At 35.8% G+C, this 19,332-nt stretch carries 20 protein-coding genes, 1 tRNA gene and 2 pseudogenes; 6 read left to right on the forward strand and 17 right to left on the reverse strand.

Annotated features, from left to right (window positions below; all coding sequences use genetic code 11):
• From IV87_RS06525 to IV87_RS06545, 5 genes and pseudogenes are all read right to left on the reverse strand, one after another.
• Positions 1-1,249: PTS sugar transporter subunit IIC (locus IV87_RS06525; protein ID WP_057806675.1), on the reverse strand; the 1,249-nt coding region annotated here is incomplete at its 3' end.
• Between the two features lie 14 nt (positions 1,250-1,263).
• Complete coding sequence (locus IV87_RS06530) at positions 1,264-1,791, reverse strand: GrdB-related putative oxidoreductase (RefSeq protein ID WP_057806676.1); 528 nt, start codon at positions 1,789-1,791, stop codon at positions 1,264-1,266.
• A gap of 48 nt (positions 1,792-1,839) precedes the next feature.
• A pseudogene (locus tag IV87_RS06535) lies at positions 1,840-2,797 on the reverse strand (glycosylasparaginase).
• Positions 2,798-4,114: a Sapep family Mn(2+)-dependent dipeptidase gene (locus IV87_RS06540; protein ID WP_057806677.1), complete on the reverse strand. Its 1,317-nt coding sequence runs from the start codon at positions 4,112-4,114 to the stop codon at positions 2,798-2,800. It lies immediately after the preceding pseudogene.
• 17 nt (positions 4,115-4,131) lie between these two features.
• Positions 4,132-4,854, reverse strand: coding sequence for a GntR family transcriptional regulator, LSA1692 subfamily (locus tag IV87_RS06545; RefSeq protein WP_371862114.1), 723 nt, complete (start codon positions 4,852-4,854; stop codon positions 4,132-4,134).
• A gap of 217 nt (positions 4,855-5,071) precedes the next feature.
• On the opposite strand from IV87_RS06545, the gene IV87_RS06550 reads away from it, so the two are divergent.
• The 4 genes from IV87_RS06550 to IV87_RS06565 all read left to right on the forward strand — a co-directional run bounded on the left by IV87_RS06550 (position 5,072) and on the right by IV87_RS06565 (position 7,779).
• A complete protein-coding gene (locus IV87_RS06550; RefSeq protein WP_057806679.1) occupies positions 5,072-5,449 on the forward strand; it encodes a GntR family transcriptional regulator in 378 nt (125 codons plus the stop codon).
• A complete protein-coding gene (locus tag IV87_RS06555) occupies positions 5,442-6,155 on the forward strand; it encodes an ATP-binding cassette domain-containing protein (protein WP_057806680.1) in 714 nt (237 codons plus the stop codon). Before IV87_RS06550 ends, IV87_RS06555 begins: the two co-directional genes overlap by 8 nt.
• Positions 6,148-6,909 (forward strand): hypothetical protein, encoded by a 762-nt coding sequence (locus tag IV87_RS06560; RefSeq protein WP_057806681.1) that lies wholly within the window; start codon positions 6,148-6,150, stop codon positions 6,907-6,909. Before IV87_RS06555 ends, IV87_RS06560 begins: the two co-directional genes overlap by 8 nt.
• 186 nt (positions 6,910-7,095) lie before the next feature.
• Positions 7,096-7,779: a helix-turn-helix domain-containing protein gene (locus IV87_RS06565; RefSeq protein ID WP_057806682.1), complete on the forward strand. Its 684-nt coding sequence runs from the start codon at positions 7,096-7,098 to the stop codon at positions 7,777-7,779.
• An 87-nt stretch (positions 7,780-7,866) separates the two neighbouring features.
• Here the strand turns inward: IV87_RS06565 and IV87_RS11060 are convergent, their stop codons facing one another.
• From IV87_RS11060 to IV87_RS06585, 5 genes and pseudogenes are all read right to left on the reverse strand, one after another.
• Positions 7,867-8,019 (reverse strand): hypothetical protein, encoded by a 153-nt coding sequence (locus IV87_RS11060; protein ID WP_156407375.1) that lies wholly within the window; start codon positions 8,017-8,019, stop codon positions 7,867-7,869.
• 88 nt (positions 8,020-8,107) lie between these two features.
• Positions 8,108-8,842: an ABC transporter permease gene (locus IV87_RS06570; RefSeq protein ID WP_057806683.1), complete on the reverse strand. Its 735-nt coding sequence runs from the start codon at positions 8,840-8,842 to the stop codon at positions 8,108-8,110.
• On the reverse strand, positions 8,842-9,714 hold the full coding sequence (locus IV87_RS06575) for an ABC transporter ATP-binding protein (protein ID WP_057806684.1): 873 nt from the start codon (positions 9,712-9,714) through the stop codon (positions 8,842-8,844). The genes IV87_RS06570 and IV87_RS06575 overlap by 1 nt, the downstream gene beginning before the upstream one ends.
• A gap of 197 nt (positions 9,715-9,911) precedes the next feature.
• Positions 9,912-10,670, reverse strand: a pseudogene (locus tag IV87_RS06580) (SDR family oxidoreductase).
• A gap of 37 nt (positions 10,671-10,707) precedes the next feature.
• On the reverse strand, positions 10,708-11,262 hold the full coding sequence (locus IV87_RS06585; protein WP_074693913.1) for a hypothetical protein: 555 nt from the start codon (positions 11,260-11,262) through the stop codon (positions 10,708-10,710).
• A 203-nt stretch (positions 11,263-11,465) separates the two neighbouring features.
• Here IV87_RS06585 and IV87_RS06590 point away from each other — a divergent pair, with 203 nt between their 5' ends.
• Positions 11,466-11,753 (forward strand): amidohydrolase family protein, encoded by a 288-nt coding sequence (locus IV87_RS06590; protein WP_057806686.1) that lies wholly within the window; start codon positions 11,466-11,468, stop codon positions 11,751-11,753.
• A gap of 22 nt (positions 11,754-11,775) precedes the next feature.
• Positions 11,776-12,087, forward strand: a complete 312-nt coding sequence (locus IV87_RS06595) for a DUF2316 family protein (RefSeq protein ID WP_057806687.1) — start codon at positions 11,776-11,778, stop codon at positions 12,085-12,087.
• A 112-nt stretch (positions 12,088-12,199) separates the two neighbouring features.
• On the opposite strand, the gene IV87_RS06600 is transcribed toward IV87_RS06595, so the two are convergent.
• The 7 genes from IV87_RS06600 to glmS form a co-directional block, all read right to left on the reverse strand.
• On the reverse strand, positions 12,200-13,228 hold the full coding sequence (locus IV87_RS06600; RefSeq protein WP_057806688.1) for an alpha/beta hydrolase: 1,029 nt from the start codon (positions 13,226-13,228) through the stop codon (positions 12,200-12,202).
• A gap of 80 nt (positions 13,229-13,308) precedes the next feature.
• On the reverse strand, positions 13,309-13,728 hold the full coding sequence (locus IV87_RS06605; RefSeq protein WP_057806689.1) for a MerR family transcriptional regulator: 420 nt from the start codon (positions 13,726-13,728) through the stop codon (positions 13,309-13,311).
• A gap of 317 nt (positions 13,729-14,045) precedes the next feature.
• Positions 14,046-14,447, reverse strand: a complete 402-nt coding sequence (locus tag IV87_RS06610) for a hypothetical protein (protein WP_057806690.1) — start codon at positions 14,445-14,447, stop codon at positions 14,046-14,048.
• Between the two features lie 429 nt (positions 14,448-14,876).
• Positions 14,877-14,948 (reverse strand) — tRNA-Asn (locus tag IV87_RS06615).
• A gap of 99 nt (positions 14,949-15,047) precedes the next feature.
• The gene (locus tag IV87_RS06620; RefSeq protein WP_057806691.1) at positions 15,048-15,353 is read right to left on the reverse strand and encodes a hypothetical protein; all 306 of its coding nucleotides are present in this window, start codon (positions 15,351-15,353) and stop codon (positions 15,048-15,050) included.
• Positions 15,354-15,784: 431 nt separating this feature from the next.
• Positions 15,785-17,092, reverse strand: coding sequence for a glucosaminidase domain-containing protein (locus IV87_RS06625; RefSeq protein WP_057806692.1), 1,308 nt, complete (start codon positions 17,090-17,092; stop codon positions 15,785-15,787).
• Positions 17,093-17,502: 410 nt separating this feature from the next.
• A complete protein-coding gene (glmS, locus tag IV87_RS06630; protein ID WP_057806693.1) occupies positions 17,503-19,323 on the reverse strand; it encodes a glutamine--fructose-6-phosphate transaminase (isomerizing) in 1,821 nt (606 codons plus the stop codon).
• Positions 19,324-19,332 lie beyond the last annotated feature (9 nt).

Raw genomic sequence — 19,332 nt, forward strand, 5'->3', positions numbered from 1 at the left:
TTATATTTCGATCTATGAATATTTCAGGATAGATAATAATTCCTAAGATGATTTCAAATAATTGCAAAACAGATCCTGTCCAACTTCCTGTCGATAACCATCCTGAAATAATCGGTGGTGTCGTCCACGGTAGTAGTACACCGTTTGTATGTGGCACCCATCCCCACGACATTACTAATCCTGAAATTAACGTGTTTACAGTCGGGATAATGATAAACGGAATCGCAATAATTGGATTTAAAACGACTGGTAATCCAAAAATAATTGGTTCATTAATTCCAAAAATTCCAGGTACAATTGCTAACTTTCCTAACTGACGGACACGGTTAGACTTACAAATTACCAACATGACAATCAGAAGTGAAAGTGTACTACCGCCACCACCATACGTCGTGAAAATATCAATGAATGGTTGTGTAAAAATATGTGGTAACGGAAGATGTTTTTGAAACGCCTGTAAGTTGTCCTGAGTCAACACGAAGAAAATTGGTGACCAAACTGAATTGGTGATTGTGGGGCCATTAATACCGAAACACCAAAGCAGACTGGCTAAAAAGTTATATAGAAGTACAGACGGTAAAGAATTACCCACGTTTTTAAGTGGCGCTTGGAGCATTGTATAAATAAAATTGTAAACGGTATCAAAACTGGTTAAACTAAACACAATTCGAATTAAGAAAAATACTAAAATTACGAGTGCACTTGGCAATAAAGCATCAAATGATTGAGAAACAGCTGGTGGCACGCCATCTGGCATTTTGATAGTCCAATGACGTTTCAGCGCAAAACGATACAACTCAACACTAATCAAAGCAATGAAAATACCTAAGAAAATTCCGTTGGGGCCAAGATATAAGGTTTGGACTGCACTAACCGTTTGTTTGCCCACTGTTACAGATGTTGGTGTCAAAATTAGAAAAGAAATAATGGCTACAGCACTAGCATTAACGGCCTGCAAACCTCGATTCTTTCCATAGGCATAAGAAATACCAAAACATCCCAATAATCCTGTAAAACTAAATACCGAGTTAGAAACTGAGCTAAACCATTCGCTCCAGTGGGAACCCAAAATACCGGTCCAAAATTCACTCCATCCTGGAATAGGGAAATTACCGATTAACAGAAAAAATGACGTAACAATAATTAAGGGCGTAATGATCAAAAAGCCATCACGCAAGGAACGAAGCACAACGTTATTACCTAACTTTGTAGCGACTGGCATCAAAATCTTTTCCATTTTATTTTGCATGAGTCTCACTCCATCTATTGATAACAGTATTGTTGTTTAAATTCAGTCATATCCGCCTTGTCTGAAGCTAATTTACACCCCTCGACAATATGGTTTAATGAATCAGACAAACCAGTTCCACCTTTTTTTGGTACCTTAACAATGGTCAATTGTTCTTTATATTCAGCAATTAAATCCGCATTTTTTTCGATTGCTGTCGCCACAATAGCAGGAACTTTGGTATGCGTTTGAAAATGCTCAGCAATTTCACAGGCCATTGTTGAAAATTCCGGATAATCATAAGTTGGACCTAAGACAACCACATCAGCCTTCATTTTTTCTGCCATTTTGGTAAACTTAGTTTGCACCAATTCCGAATTATTCTGATAATAATCTGTCCCACAGTAAAAGGTAGCAATAACTTCTCCTTGTTGACGTTTTAAATTTTTCTCCAAAGTCTCCGCGCTACCCATTGCAATTCGTTTACCACCCAGCTCAGTATCAGCGCGTTCCTTACCACCAAGCCCGGATTGAATTTGATCTAAGATAACGATAACCTTCATAAGATAACCTCCTCAAAAATCAGATTAATTAATATTTTTCCATTCCACTTAATTGATTGGTGCTTTGATTCTTTTTTCATAAGCGTCTAACCACTCCTGCGTAATTGGTGCAATACTTGTTGTATGATCAGGTCCAGGATTGGCCATTAGAATCCGCGGAGCTTTTGTTTCATTCCCAACACTAAACGTGAATTCAACATTAGTTGCTACTCCCCACTCACCATTATGATTCATTGCGACCAGTGAGAACTCACCCGCTTTTCCATAACGCTTTTTAAGTTTTTCAATAAACGGATAAACAGCTTGATCACATGCTTGCTGTGGGCTCTTACCTTCTCCCATTAATCTGACAATCTCATAGGACAGACACCCCTTCATAATGTCTTCACCCAATCCAGTAGCAGCCGCACCCCCAATCTCGCTATCTACATAAAACCCTGAACCAGATAATGGTGAATCTCCAATGCGTCCAGCTTTTTTCATAAACAAGCCCGATGTTGACGTTGCCGCTGCCATTGAACCTTGTTTATCTAGCGTAATTGCACCAACTGTGTCATGTCCATCGTATGGGTTTAGATTTTTCTCTCTCATTTCCGCTAACCGATTTAACCAAATTTTTTTTGCCCGCAGCGTCAACATATTGACAATTTCAAAATTGTTTTGCATTGCGTATTGCGTTGCACCGGTTCCCACTCGAAAACTATTAAAATGCTCGTGACTAAGACTACGGGCTACTGATACAGCGTGTTTGACGTTTTGAATGCCAGCTACTTACTGCACCAATCGCAAAACTATCACCATCCATATAAGCCGCATCCATCTCTACGATGCCTTGTTCATTGGGTAAACCACCATAACCCACTGATTTATAGTACGGATAAGCCTCCACTGTATTTATTAAAGTTTCGACCGCATCACCTGCTTTACCTTGCTTTTTTAAAATATCTTGGGCTTTAATTACCCCTTCATGTGCCATTCGCCAAGTTGCAATTGTTCCGTATGTCATTTAATCATCCTCCATTTGCCCTAAAACCATCATTGATTTCATATAAATTTCCATATTTGTAAAAAGATCCTGTTCGTCCATATATTCATCCTGCTTGTGTGCGATTCCTTTTTGACCAGGGAAAGATGGTCCAAAAGCAATAATATTTGGTACTTTGCGTGCATAAGTTGCACCCGTTGTCGTTACAGGTGTCCCATCTAAACCAGTTACTTGTTCATAAACCTTCGACAATTGTTTAATCCAAACTGCCTCTTTTTTATGCATAACTCCTGGCATTGATCGCACAATTCTAATCGTGCTATTTGGCAAAACATGCGTCTGAATTGCTTGAGTTACTTGATTTTCAGATACCGAAACTGGATAACGAATAGCAATAGACAATATCAACTTACCTGATTTTTTTTCGAGTTGGTAAGGTGTCATAATTAGTTTTCCACTATCATGATCTTCAAATTCAATTCCTAAATTATGCCCATAATGTTCATTGTGCAGACTTGCTAACCAATGAAAATAAGCTCGCATATTTACCGATACATCTGGAATACCATCAATTTTTTTAGCTAACAAAGTAATCGCATTAACGCCTAACTCAGGCGCATTAGAAGGTGATCGTTTTCCAGTAACTTCAATCTCTTGATGTGTCAAAACTGCCTTTATGAGATCAGGCACGTGATCAGAAGATTGTGCTTTCGGATTTAGTATTTGAAAACTATCTAGTTCATCATTCGGAATTGGCGTGGTAATTTCATAACTAACAATGCCCCGCTCACCATACACGGCAGGATACTTACAATCTGGCGTAAATCCGATATCTGGTGCTGACATATGCTTTAAATACCTTTCCATGTCAGCGCTTTCATTTTCCTCGTCAGAACCTAACACTAAACGAATTGTTTTGGCGGGCTTCATACCCATTTCTTTTAATAATTTCATTCCATACAAACAAGCCATACTGGGTCCCTTATTATCTAGAATTCCGCGGCCAAAGAATTTTTTCTCACGTTTAGTCAAATCAAACGGTGAAACAGACCAGTTGCTACCAGCAGGAACTACATCTAAATGTCCAAAAATACCAACATAATGAGTGTCGTCATCCCCCCATTGAATAGATACTGCTGAATTGTCAACAATTTCTGTTTTGAATCCATAACTTTTACCAAGTTGAGCGGCAAACTGCAACGCTTCTTTGGGGCCCTTCCCAAAAGGTGCTTCGAAAGCTGGTTCTCCTTTAACACTTTTAATTTGCAGCATTTGGCGTAAGTCATGTAAAAAATCAATTTTGGTACTATTAATTTTTACCTTTACATCTTGCTTCATCCTCCTGACCTTCTTTCCTAAAGTTTGTTTCGAATCAAAGTTGTCTTAAATCGATATTTGTCCGCCCGATAATAGGAAATATCTAAAAAAATTGGTTTGGAATCCACCGTGTAGGTAACCGACCGTACTTTTAGTAATGGACCGTCGACTGGTACTTTTAGCAATTCACCCACCCGTTTGGAAGTTAACATAGCTTCAACTTCTTGTTGTGAATAGGCAATTTGTTCATGCTTTTCAATAATGGCAAATAATGAACCCGTAAAATCCTTTGCCGATAATCCCGCAACTAAAAACTCTGGAATATAAATTTGTTCTATCGTCATCGGACTATCATCCCAATACCGTCGACGAATTAGTTCGTAAATATTTTTATTCAGATCATCTTTCATTTGCAGAGTAGTTAGAATCTCATCAGTCGGTTGTTCAACTTTTGAAAAAGATAATACTTCCGTATGACTCTTTTTTCCATATGATTCAGATGCCTCGGTAAACCCCTGAAGACCAAAACGGCCACTTTCTACTTTTGGCGTATCCATCACATAAGTACCCTTATGACGACTTTTTACAAGAATTTGAGCTTCAATCAATACATCAATTGCTTTACGAATGGTTAAACGACTGACTTGAAACTCATCAGCTAAGTCATACTCAGAGGGTAATTTTTGTTTTGTTCCGTAACTTCCATCATTAACACGACGCCTGATCACATTGGCAACTTGCTTAAATTTAGCTTCTTTCACGACATCCATCCTTTCTTATATAGTATATACTTTCTAGTATATACTATCACATTTCCATTTAAGTTAAAATTTTAAAGTTCATGAATTTTATCATGCAATCACTTTTATCTTTTAGCTTATTTTGAATCAAAAAATTATTTTAGTTAAATTCTTGCAAAACTTTATTTTTAGATTTATAGTGTATTAGTAAACTAAAACACTAATAAGGAGGAACAATATGAAATTCAATGATAAGATTCCTATTTATTACCAGATCAAACAATATATTTATCGCGAAATTATCATTAATAACTTGCAACCTGGGCAAAAAGTACCCGCCGTGCGTCAATTGGCCGTCACCTTAACTGTAAATGCCAACACCATTCAGCGCGCCTTAAGGGAATTAATCAATGAAAAAGTTTTAATTTCTAGACGTGGTAAAGGCAATTTTGTTACAACTGACGCAGAAACCCTGACTAATTTGAAAAGAAATGTCGTTGAAGATCAGGTAAGCAATTTGTATGATCAATTAGCTGCCTTAAAAATAACACCAGACGAAATGTTGAAATATCTAAATAACTACATTAATTCGCGAAAGGAAGTACACCATGACTGAAATATTATCGATTAACGATCTTTCTTACAAAAGGAACCTAACTAGTATCCTTAAACAAGTAAACTGTTCAGCAGAAAGTGGCAGTATTATTGGCCTTCTAGGTGCTAACGGAGCCGGTAAAACGACTCTCATGCGATTAATAAGTGGCGCAGCTAAAGGGTTTCATGGAGAAATTAGTATCAACGGCAATACCCAAGATATTGAACGCAAACAATTAGTCAGCTTTAGTCATCAACTGGATGGCGTTAACAGTCATGATCGTATGGAAAAAATTGCTGAGTTTTATCAGGCCGTTTATCCAGACTTTTCTGAGAGTGCCTTCAAAAGATTGGCAGAATTTCTTGAATTAGATCTGCACCAACGATTAGGCAATCTCTCTAAAGGAAATCGGATGAAATTTATTATTGCTATCACACTGTCACGTCAAGTTCAGCTTTATCTATTGGATGAACCGTTTGACGGAATTGATAGTATGAGTCGCAAAAAGATCATTGCAAGTATTCTTCAATGGAAGCCCATTGATGCCACAATCTTAATCAGTGATCATCATGTTGATGACGTGGCAAATATTTTGGATGCCGTTTTGATTATTAAAGATAAAAAAATGGTTGTTTCAGAAAAGGCCGATAAAATTCGCGAAGAATACGGTCAAAGTATTGAGGATTACTACGAAAGCATCTATACAGGGGGTAAAGACAATGACTAGTTCAATAAAACTCATGAGAACGATGATCAGACAAAAAAGCTCAAGTGTCCACAAAGTAATTGGTCTTCAATTACTTGCCTTGGTAATTACACTAATTATTCAGTTATGGCAGCAAGGTCATATCAATGCTATGGACCCCGTTGGCTTCTTCGCATCATATGGCATGTTGGCCACCATGGTAATTTTTGTTCTGCTAGCTTTAAGAACTGAGCACATTTGGACAAACAGTGTTTTCCGCCTCATCCCGATTACAGACACGCGCTTATATATTTCTAACCTGCTTTCTACTTTTTTAAATTTTGTGTATTTCTTAATACTGGAAACTATCATTACAGGTCTTCTAGGTTCACTTGATTTAGCTGATTTTAACATGCCCAACACTAGTCATTTATTTGGTTATGTGACCAGTGGAATTGCGTTGATTTTTACCTTACTACTAGTTGGTTGGACTTTTATTAGCATGGTGCACCTTTTGGGTAAAATGATTAGTACTTTTCTACCTGAAACTAAACAAGGATTTATCCAACTTGTACTTTACATTGTCGTCTTCTTTCTCCTCTTTTTCGTTTTAAGTACCATTGATAATACAATTGGAAACTATGTAAATAATTTTTTCTCACCTGTTTACTCTATGGGTACTCTTTATCAAATTATAGGACCCCTCTTTATTTTAAGTGGTTTCATGCTTCTCTGGGTCATCCTGTTTTCACTAATTAACATTTATTTACTTAAATATTGGATTGAAGCCAAATAAAAAAATGAAATGAATTACTCAAACTTAGGTAATTCATTTCATTTTTGTTTGCTTCCAAAATCTCACTTACATTTTGTGTCTAATCAATTTAAGTTTAAAAATATTCCTAAAATCGGACAAATGTAACAGGATAATTGCGTTACTTTTCGCTTCTTAGCAGATACGATAGAAATGGAGGAGAAAATAATGAAATTATCTGATCAATTACGAACATCCCGGAAACAATTACATTTAACTCAACAAGATTTAGCAGTCCAACTTCATGTAACTCGACAAACACTGTCACGGTGGGAAAACGATTTGAGCTATCCTAATCTAGATACTTTAGTTCAAATTAGCCATATTTTAAATCTTTCGTTAGATACGTTATTGAAAGGTGAAAAAAATCCAGTTGTCAAACAAATCAGTACTGATGTCCGTTCCAAGCAAAGGTACAAACATCTATTTGTCGCACTTGTTAGTTTATTTCTACTACTGTTAGCAGTCTTGATTCTTTTAGGCTATGGTCGTGCTACACAAAATGCAGACATTGATCGTCTAAATCCGTTTCTTAAAACGCAAATTGGGTACACGGTTTTACCCACGCCAACTAAAAATCATCAACAAGGCACACGTGTAGATGCATTTGTTTCTGATAATGTTTTTGGCAACGGCAGTTGGTTACAGTTTTATACAGGACAATACACCGCAAAGAAACGTTGGGCTGTAGTTCAACATAAGGGTTCTTATGTTTCTAACACTCGTTTGTTGAAAAAAACACAGATTCCATTAGTCATGCGTGAACAAGCTGGCAGCATTTACACCAAATATAATTATAAAACTGAAGGTCCAAGGACTGGCAAGAAAATTTCTTGGTGGCCATTTGACTAACTTTTAATTTCAAAACTAACCATCTAAAACAAAAAAAGAATTGTTATCGCATAGATAGCAATTTTTTTGTTTTAAGCCACATCCTTTTTAGGATCCTGAGACATCTTCGCTTTCAGTGTCTGTCATAACTCGCGATTTCATCCATGATAAGCCTTTGAATGCTAATGGTTTCATAAATAACCCACGAATAACGTAAGCAATAATAAACGAACGGACCCACATCTGCAATAGTACTTGCATCGTCAAATCATTCAATCCATATCGTTTTAAAACATAGGAATAACGGTATTTTCAATGTCAGTTATTGAAGAACAGAAAAATTCGAAAATTAGAGATTTTGATGTCTAAGTTCCTGTAACGCAATAAAACCAAACACCAGAATGACAACAACTTCGACAACACTACTAAACACATTATCACCACTTAATTGTTGTGTAAAAGAATAATCACTTGTAAACAATGTATTCACAAAAGAAGTTACCATTGCGACCAACATGTTAAAGCCAAAGTACAGTAAAATACTCAAAGTTTTGCCTTTTACAATAATTACTGAAGTCATTAAGATAAACAAACCAGCAACGTAACTTAACACTGCATTAATACTTAATGGTACCATCTGAGGAACCATCAACATACCCATTTCCCTAAACAGTTCATCCCAACCGCCAAGATTACCTACTTGATAAATGATTGTGACAACAGGTACAACCAGCAAGACAAAACTGACGACAATGTTAGCTAAAATCACAGCACCAATTTTGGCAAAAAATAATTTATTACGATTTACACCAGAAGCCACCATCAAAGCCAAAACACGATTTTTATAATCAATCGCAAGTAAGTGAAAGGGATAAATAATACCTAAAAATATTAAATTACTAAAGAATAACAAAATTGCTAAAACGATACTTGTAATCAGAAGTGAAGAATTCAGATGATCATAATTAACGAGTGCAATCGTTGCAATCACGTTTAAACCAAGTAAGATCAATGTAGCAATTAAATAGTATTTATCGCGTAAATATTTAAATAATTCCATCTTAAAAATTAGTCTTGCATTCATTAGTTAATACCTCCTTGTTGATCCAAAACCGATACCTTGGTCATAGCAGTAATCACAATTGCGTTTTCTGCCAACTGAGGGAACACGTTTTGCCACAATTCAGAACTAATATCAATCTTGAAACCAACTTCGGTTTTAACAAACGGAATCGCTTCTGAACTCAATAAAGTTTCAAAAGCTTCATCATTATTAGTTGTAATATGACGATAGGTTTGATGATTATCAGCAGTCAAATCCAGTGTTTTAATTATGCGCCCGTGATCAATTACAAATACCGTTTCACACAAGCTTTCCAAATCCGTTTGAACATGACTGGAAATTAACAATGTATGCTGATCTTTTCCTGTCCATTCACGCAAATAATTCTGAAACCATTTAACGGTATCTTGATCTAACCCACGGAATGGTTCGTCTAAAATTAAAACTTCTGCTGAATTCACAAGTGCAATCAGCAACACCAATTTTTTCTGCATGCCATACGAAAAGGTCTTGACAGGACGATCAAGTACAGACAACAAGCCAATTTCATCAGCCATTTGTTCAACTTTTTTGACATCGTAATGACCCCGTAATCCGGCAAAATATTGAATATTAAACCGTGCTGTATAATCCTTATAAACAGAAAGATCATCAAGGACAATTCCCATTTTAGTCAAAATTGCATTTTCTTTTCTTGGATTATGTCCATCAAAAATAATTTCACCAGAATAATCCGTAATAATGTTAGTTAAACACTTGAAAAATGTGGTTTTACCTGCACCATTGGCTCCCACTAATCCATAAGTATGACCTGGTTCAATTGTTAGTTGATCGATATCTAATGCTTTAAGACTACCGTAACTCTTACCTAGATTTTTAATCGTAATTGTCATCCTATCATCTCCTCGTTATGATTTTATTATATCAGAGACGGATGATCTGCACACTACTATTTAATATAAGTTTTCTATAATTAGCTACATATTTTTAGCATTTTAAGGCTGGCTCATAAAAAATCATTACTCCACACTTTTATACTGAATAGTGGCTCTTGTTTCTAATTTTTTGAATTATTCGTTTAATTAACAATTTACCACGGTAAAGTACCCGCATTCTCTGTAAATGTTCCAGTCTGCGAATCATCTAGTGGTAAACTAGCCAATTTAATAATTTGAGCTGCGCCAGTACCCACATCTTGCATACCAGCCGGTTTATCACTCGTAGTCGACCGTCCACCAAAACTAGTTGCTGTCCACCCGGGATTAACCGCATTAACAGTAATTTGATCTGCAACTAATTCCTTACTCAATAAAATTGTTGCAAAATTAGCTGCGGCCTTTGAAGCTTGATATCATAATGAACTAACCTTATAAAACCGTGAAATCGGATCCGACACAAGACCAAGTGAGCCCATATTACTAGAAACATTAATAATTTTTGCTGGTCTTCCAGCTTTCAATAACGGAATCATAGCCTGCGTTACATCAACAAGACCGAAGAAATTCACATCAAATTCTTTGCGCATCGTATCCGTACTCATTTGAGAAGCTGGTTCATGATTACCTAAAGCAATTCCTGCGTTATTAATCAGGATACTTAAATAACCAAAATCGTTTTTAATTTTTTCAGCAGCCAATTTAATTTGAGCTTTATCTGTGACATCAAGTTGAATAAAATCAGCTTTAATGCCCGCACTGCGCAGTTTTTTGACGGCTTCTTCGCCTCGTTGCTCATTTCTAGCGCCAATCAAAATATGTTGACCCTTTTGCCCTAATCCTTGAGCAGTGGCAAAACCAATTCCCTTATTAGCTCCTGTTATTAACGTAATTACTGTTTTTTTTGTTGTCATAATTTACTACCTCTAATTTTGAATATTATTGTTGAAATTATAGTTGTGCCGGCAATAATCGGCGATATAAATTTAGTGCTTCTGTTTGTGGTATCAGTTTTGGGGGCGAAGCAATTTGTTCAGCAAAATTTAAAATTGCATTTCCCAAAAATTCACTAATAAACTGTTGCCGTGGTTTATCATAGTCTCGTAAAATTAAAATCTGACGAACAACACCACTAAACAGAGCCTGAATTTTTTCATGAGTTGCACTCCATTTTACTAATCTAAGCAACTCAAGATTAGCATAAATTTCAGTAATAATTACCGAACTTGCATTAGTAAAATCAACTTGTTCCAATGCATCAATTTGCTGTTCAAAATCGGCAATCACAATTAAAAATTGTACTTCAATAATGTCGGTTAAGTCCTGATGGTGACGGTAAAAAGTTGCCCTTGAAACATTCGCCATTTCACAAAACTCTTTAACTTCGATTTGATCAAATTTAACATTGTCTTGATATTTTTGAATTAGTGCCTCAAACAACTTTGCCTGACTTCTTTGTTTTCTTCGATCGATTTTCATTTGTGAGTTTAAAAATACTTTTGCCATCTTTATAATGCGACATATATCACGTTATGTCGCTTAACTTCCTTTCAATTATGAATACTGCCCTTTATAATACTAATTGTTAAGTCAAAGTACAAACATTGTCTAATCTAGTAAGGAGTATCGTTATGAAGATTATTACTGTTGAAGAACATTTTGAATCTGCTTAAGCAATTAATCAGCAAATTCTTTTCTACTGAAGAAAATTGGTACCTCTCTTTCTTGAAAGATTAGATGCCTACACTGGTTTAAAAAAACACTTTTCCGATTACTATCGACAAAATGTTTATGTGACTCCTAGTGGCATTTTGAGCAACCCACAATTAAACTTTGTCCTAGCCGAAATGGACGCTGATCACCTTATCTATTCAATTGACTATCCATATAAACAACCAAAAAACTCACGCACTTTTTTAAACAACACAAGTTTAACTTCTACCCAACTTGAAGCCTTTAGTCATGGTAATGCTGAACGTGTTTTTCACTTAAATTAATTAACTAAAAGGAGTAATCATCATGTCATTAAATTCACAACAGGTAAGTAACACCATTAATGAACTACACGAGAACTTTATGCACAGCGGTTTATCAAAACAGCAGGTAGCCGATGACTTACACATTAGTTTAATCAAATTGCAGAAGCTCTTTACGCTCACTCAAAGTTCCTTAAATGATCCCTGGATTTTACGTAATTACCTCATACAAAAAGTTGAAGAAAATGGCAAAAACCCAGTAGCCTTCACTGCCTTGGTTGGTGATTGGCATCAGTACTGGTTCTTAAATAGCCACGTGATTGATCAACGTCAAATGTCAGCAGGTGACAATTAAAGACTGCATTCAACTCTGTTATATAAATAATTTTTTCTAAACGAAAACAGGATTAAGTGAACTGAATATTCACTTGATCCTGTTTTAAGTCCATAGTGTATCATGTTTTAATCTAAAGACGTGTGCTTAACCAATCCATTAATTTATCAGATTCTTGTTGCACATATTTTGGTACCCAATACGTTTGAATATGATGAGCACCCTTGATCAAAAATAATTCCTTATCCATTTCACTAGTTGCTTTAGCATAGGCATCCTCTGTCAAATAAAGTGAATCGGCCGCAGAACCTGCCATCATAAGCAAAGGTACATTAATCAAATTCATATTTGCAGCCGCGTCAAATGCCGTCAATTCTTGTAAATCACTAACTGGATAAATTCCGCCTGCTTTAGGATGCGCATATTGTAAACCATAGTATTCTGCACCCTCACGATACATATCATATGGCAAATTTTTAATTTGTTCTGGGGTCATGTCACCAATACTTGCTGACATTTCAACTTCACCACCCTGAACAGCTTTCTCACGTGCCTTTGAAGCCGCAGTCAAACGAGCTTGAATAGTATTAGCTTCAGAAACACAGAAACCATCCCGACGAACAACACCTGTATTAAATGCAGATAAAGTTGCAATTACTTTAAAACGTTTATCAGTTTGACCCGCAGCTAAGGTATAACCGCCGCCACCGCAAATTCCGAAGGCACCAAGACGAGTATAATCAACTCCAGGAAATACCGAAAGTGCATCAGCCATTCCTCGCACATCTTCAATTCGATATGCTGGTTTATCCGTTAATCGTGGTTCACCACCAGAATTTCCCTGATAAGCAGCATCGGCAGCAATCGCAATGTATCCATTTTCGGCTAATTTTTGTGCAAATAAACCTGCCACCTGTTCTTTCACACCACCATTTGGATGTGCCACAGTCAAAGCCGGATACTTTTTATTGGGATCATAATTTGCGGGTGTATAAATATTAGCATCCACCGTTACATGATTACACAAATAGCTAACGGGGTGGATATTCACCTGACCATCAACGTTTTCAGTGATGGCACCATCATAAACTAATCCCCACTGATTGCCCTTAACTGTCACTCTGTCATTAATTGAAACTGAATTTAAAACAAACTTTGCCATAATTTGACCTCCATTGATTTAATTGTCCTCATCATACGCCCTGTAGTGTGCTACAAGGCAACAATAAAGATTTTTGAATTTCAATCTAGGTTAAAATTAGGATTTTCCCACATTTTTTCAGGTGTTGGGTGTTCTTTATCATTGGCCAAACCTAAGTGATAATCAAAAGTTTCAATTTTGTACTTCAGCATTGCTTTACTTTCTTGCAAAGCAATTATTTTTTGATCAACCTCTGCAAGTTGATTATTGAGAAACTGTTTTTCTTCTTCACGATGATCTTCTGGGGATACTAACATGTCAGTGAATCTTTTTATTGAGGCAACTGAAAAACCAGTTTGACGAAATCGTTTTACCATAAATAACCAATTCAAATCACTTGTTTGATAATCACGATAACCACTTTTGTCACGCCCAACTTTTGGAATGATTCCGGCACGCTCATAGTAATAGATTGTTTCAGTTGGAATACCAATTAATTTTGCTGCATCTTTGATTTTCATTGCTTAACCTCGCCTTACGAATACTAGTCATTTTACAAGTATATCAATGGTATACTCTGGAGCGTACTATAGGTCAAGTGAAACTACTATAAATAAATTTTTGCCAACTTAAACAGCGCTTTGTTTAAATATTGTTTCAGAAAGAAAACGTTAAATTCAATTTTTGGATGTTTGCCGTGAGAATGCTGTTTTTCTAATTTTCAAAAAACAAAAAAGCCGCTATCCCTGTTTTTACGCTGGATAACAACTTTACTTTATTGGGCTCTGGTTGAAAAAAATAAAATACTCACTAATACATACGTAACCTCATTTATAAATTACCTAAAAGCTTTTTTAACATAATGAACGGCTAATATTAACACCGCTACTAAGTATGTTAAAAGATATATAAAAAATTGTACGATTACCTCAAACAAAAAATCATTACCACCATGTGAACTCCAGGCGGGCGCATATTGCATTTGCGCAAAACTCTCACCATTTTTTTCAAAAGCTTTTCGCATATTACTTTTATCTTTATGAATAGTGTGGGTTTGTTTGTAGTGTTCATTAACAATCAAATAAGCTTTGGGAAATAAAAACAAATAATTCAAAAGATTAAGTACATCATATTGACTAATTTTGTAACTAATACCACTAACTTTGCCTACGTGAATAAACAAGAAAACAATTCCAAAATAAACTGCTCCCAAAACTATTGGGATTAAATATTTTTTCAATATTTTTCTCATACATTTACCTATTCTTTCAAGTACGTTGCATTGGTTAAAGCATGATTTCCAAATCTTCCATTTGAAGTCATTATAACATGACATTTATATTTAATTAAGAAAATAGTAATGTGAAATCGCAAAAACGTATTTATAAACATTTGCCCGCGAATAGAAAAATATTTTTATATATCAGGCAAACATCATTGCAAAATCTTTGTGTTAAACCAGTACTAATATTTAGTAATTACTATCCTTTGTGCTTTAAATCAAAGTTTTGACTTTTAGCGTATCAAATTTGGTTAAATGTTTTTACCAGTTTGAATAAAAGTTACAGGATCAAGTTGCGAACTTGAAAAAACTCTTTCCTTAACTTTCAGAACAAAAAAAGCCGCTATCCCTGTTTTTACGCTGGATAACAACTTTACTCTATTGATACTGCTCCGGCTGGGTTCGAACCAGCGACCTCTTGATTAACAGTCAATTATTCTACCACTGAACTACGGAGCAATTACTACGTTTATATTTATATCATAGAATTCACAGACTTGTCAACTAAATTTTAATATTCATTGTTTTATAGCTGCTTTTAAATTCTGCGTTTATCTTCTATGAGATATGATTTTCTTTCAACACTGCATTGAAATCGATCATGATTTTATCGTCTTTTTCCCAAACTTCCCAATGATCCATATCTTCGCCAGGAACAGTGTATCGTTTATTGATATAGTCCTCATAATTAACCACATGGGCAGAATGAGGAATATTCAACTGTAAAATGCGAACCTCTTTAATAAAGTCGCGTTCAGCTGCTAATTCAGCCCTGCCATTCATCATCATGTTTGCAATTTCCTTATACTTTGAACCATCGTTAAGGGTAATTTCTTCAATTAAGGTAAAAGTTTGTTGTCCCATTACTAATCGTACCTCCATCTACTTAGTATAGAGGACTGTCCCGTTATGAAGCAAGTCATTTTTAGATTAATAAAAAAAGAATGTTCCGAATTATAATTCGGAACACACTTTTTGGCATAAGAGAGAAAGAGAATTGATTAAAGGTAGAGGAGATGCACTACTACCTTTCACCAATAATCATACCTTTTTATGTAAGCGGTGTCAAACTATTTTTTGATTTTTATTTCTTGGGTTTTTAAACGTAAAAAAAGAGAATCGAAATAAAATTCCGATTCTCTACCATCTGATGTATACACCATAGAGATGTCCCTCAACTGTGTTCATTTGGGGTAAACAGGAAGAGGAAGTAAATAAATGGTACTTACAATATACCCCATTTTCTCATTTTAGTCTATGATATTTTAATTTTTATTCATAAAATTTTAATGTTGCTAGTTGGTCAAAGCACCACCATAAATCCAGCCAAGCATCTTTCCATTATAATAACAACGATAATACGGTGTTTTGATGCCTTCAATAATTCCTGTCATATCAACCTGAACAGCCTTACCAGCATATGATTTTCCAGAATATCTAAGCTTATAGCCATAGCTACTCTTAGGAATATGCGTAAAGAAATCGTGTCCTGGCACAGATTTAACCTTTTTAGTCATTGACTGACTGGTATACACAGTATTTAAATAGCGCACGTTAGTAAGTGCGCCACCATAAATCCAACCAATTAACTTACCATTTACATAACAGCGATAATACGGCGTTTTAGTACCTGCTCGTTGTGCTTGATCATTAATCGTTACATTTTGCCCTCGATAGGTGGTTCCATAGTGTAATCGTTTTGTTGCGTATACACTATACGTCAAATGATTGTAAAAATCGTTTTTTGGAGCCGTACTTACCTGCGCTACTTTATAAGTTGTTGTATAGGTAGCTACCTGGACAACCGCTGTCGAGTAAATCCAACCAATTAACTTACCATTGTAATAACAACGGTAGTATGGCGTTTTAGCTCCCTGTTTGACACCTTGATCATCAATGGTAATCGTCTTACCCTTATAGGTCGTACCATAATGTTTTCGTTTAGAGCTGTAAGTACTTCCGGGAATGTGATTATAGAAATCGTGACCCGGTTTAAGCTTAACCTGCATCTTTAAATTCTTTTTGGTATATTTAACAGCTGTCCCATCAAGCAAATTATGTAAATTATAGCCCTTAATAATACTAATCAAGGATTTTGCATATGAAGGCGCAGTTGCATAACGGCCCGTTAGATAATTTGCGGCCGCTTCTGGAGTGGAGGCATTCTCTTTCCATGTACCTTTATAATAAGAATGATTCCAATTCAAGCCATTACGCAATACACTACCATTATCGTCCAACGAAGCCTTAACGTTAGGATACTTTCGAAAAGCCGCATTAATATAGTAAAGTTTTCCGCCTGGGGTATACTCAGCTGTCCGCATTGTAACTGACTTACCCTTATATGTACCTTTGATCCCAAAATAATTATTGCCTTGAACGGCTAATTGACTTTGCCCCCAAGCACTTTCACAAGCTGCTTGTGCCATCATCAATGAACCATATAAATTATACTTGGCTGAAACACTTTTTACATCAGGCGTTAACCGCGAAATAAACGCCTGGGGTGAGTCAGCGTGAACTGTTTGTGGACGTAATCCCAAAACAGTTACTGTTGAAAGTAATATTAAAAATGAAACAAATGTTATCCATCGTTTATACATACTGCTTCCCCCGTATCTTAGTCATCTTACGTATAAGTATATAACTTAATTTTTTAAAATTTAATGGCTTTAATTGTTTTGAAATATTCACGAATTATGTTTATCCAGTGAATCGCTTCAAATCAAGCTTTTTCAACCTTCTTCAAATGATTGTAACTAAAACTTAATAATTAAAAATTCTGTTTTTATACAAAAAGAGTGTGGAATAACCACACTCTTAGACTAGTTTAGTTTTTTTCTGATTTTTTTAAATGAGATAATTGTTTGAGAAATTCAAGTTAAATTTATTAAACGAAACGTGCTAAAAGCAATTTTTTCAGCTTAATTCAACTTGTCCAACGATTTAAATAGTGAGTCATTGAATAAGTCGTGTTAATGCTCAAAAATCATTCGTCTTTTTAGCACTCTTTTTATTCCACCGTTACACTCTTTGCTAAGTTTCTTGGCTGATCCACATCATAACCTCGTTCCAAACTTGCATAGTAAGCCAACAATTGTGCCGGCACCACACTCATCAATGGCATCAACAACTCTGAAATTGTCGGAATCACAATGCGATCCTCTTTCTTTGCCAACGCTTCCGACACAATCGTCAAAACCTGGGCACCACGTGACTTTACTTCTTGAATATTGCTTCGTGTATGTCCTGCCGTCTTAGCCTGCGTTATCAGCGCAATAACTGGCGTATGATCTTCAATCAACGCAATCGTTCCATGTTTTAACTCACCCGAAGCAAAGCCTTCCGCCTGGATATATGAAATCTCCTTAAGCTTCAGTGCCGCCTCTAATGCCACAAAATAATCGACGCCACGGCCAATATAAAAAGCATTGCGTGTTTTAGCCAAATCCTGATGGGCAATTTTTTTAAGTTTATCTTTTTCATCAACAATGGATTGAATTCCATTTGCTGCCAAACTCAATTCTCTGCGTACATCGAACTTTTGAGCAAATTCAATTTCTTTGACTTCACCCAACGCCTTAGCCACAACTGCTTCCACCGCAATCTGTGCTGTATAAGCTTTAGTTGAAGCCACCGCAATTTCTGGACCCGCATTCAATAACAATTGATAAGTTGCCTCACGATACAAAGTTGAATTTTCAACATTCGTAATCGTTAAACTTGGTGCATGCCATTCGTTATTCACACGTACCAAAACTTGACGACTATCTGCCGTCTCGCCACTTTGAGTCAAGAAAATAAAAAATGGACGTTGTGATAACATTGGATCCGCATACGCAAATTCAGATGCAACAACCACTTCTGTAGGTATTTGAGTTAATTTTTCAAATAATTGTTTACCAACTAATCCCGCATGATAACTTGTTCCTGCACCAACGATATACAAACGATCTGCGTGCTTCATCGCTGTCAATAATTCTGTAGAAATAGCCGGTTTATCTGTATTTTCCAGATAGGCTTTTTGAATGCGATGCAAAACAGCCGGTTGTTCATCAATTTCTTTTAACATGTAATACGGGTAAGCTCCCCGGTCTGTCTCCTTAGGATCAAGATCCACATGAAATGCTTCTCGTTGAACCTTTTTTCCTGCCTGATCGGTAATTTCAACTGTTTGTGGTGTTACCACAACCATTTCACCATCATGTAATTCCAGAAAGTTCTTAGTCACATGTAGCATCGCCAGTGCATCACTACATACCACGTTAAAGTTTTTGCCTAGCCCAATCAATAATGGACTTTTGTTTTTAGCCACATATAACGTATCAGGTTGATCGCGATCCATTAATAAAAAGGCATAAGACGATCCTTTTAATAAGCTTAAAGTTTTTTTGAAGGCTTGCTTGGTATTCATATTTTCATGAACAACAAAATAATCGACCAATTGAACCACTACTTCAGTATCTGTTTGACTTACGAATTTAACATTATTTAAATACTGTGCTTTTAATTCTTCATAATTTTCAATGACACCATTGTGAACTAAATAAAAACGATTATCTGTAGAAAATTGTGGATGGGCATTTTCAACGCTTGGTACACCATTCGTCGCCCACCTAGTATGTCCTATTCCAGTGGTTCCCTTAATTTGGGAAGTTATTTTACGTTTTAAATCTGCAATTTTTCCTCTAGTTTTAACCAAATGATCTTGTTTTTCACTATTATTTACATAAATTCCAGCTGAATCATAGCCACGATACTCTAATTTTTCTAATCCTGAAACTAAAATTTCAACTGTATCTGTTCTTCCTGTTACACCGACAATTCCACACATAGCTAACAT

Source organism: Pediococcus ethanolidurans (genome assembly GCF_001437405.1).
In the GTDB taxonomy this organism is placed as follows: domain Bacteria; phylum Bacillota; class Bacilli; order Lactobacillales; family Lactobacillaceae; genus Pediococcus; species Pediococcus ethanolidurans.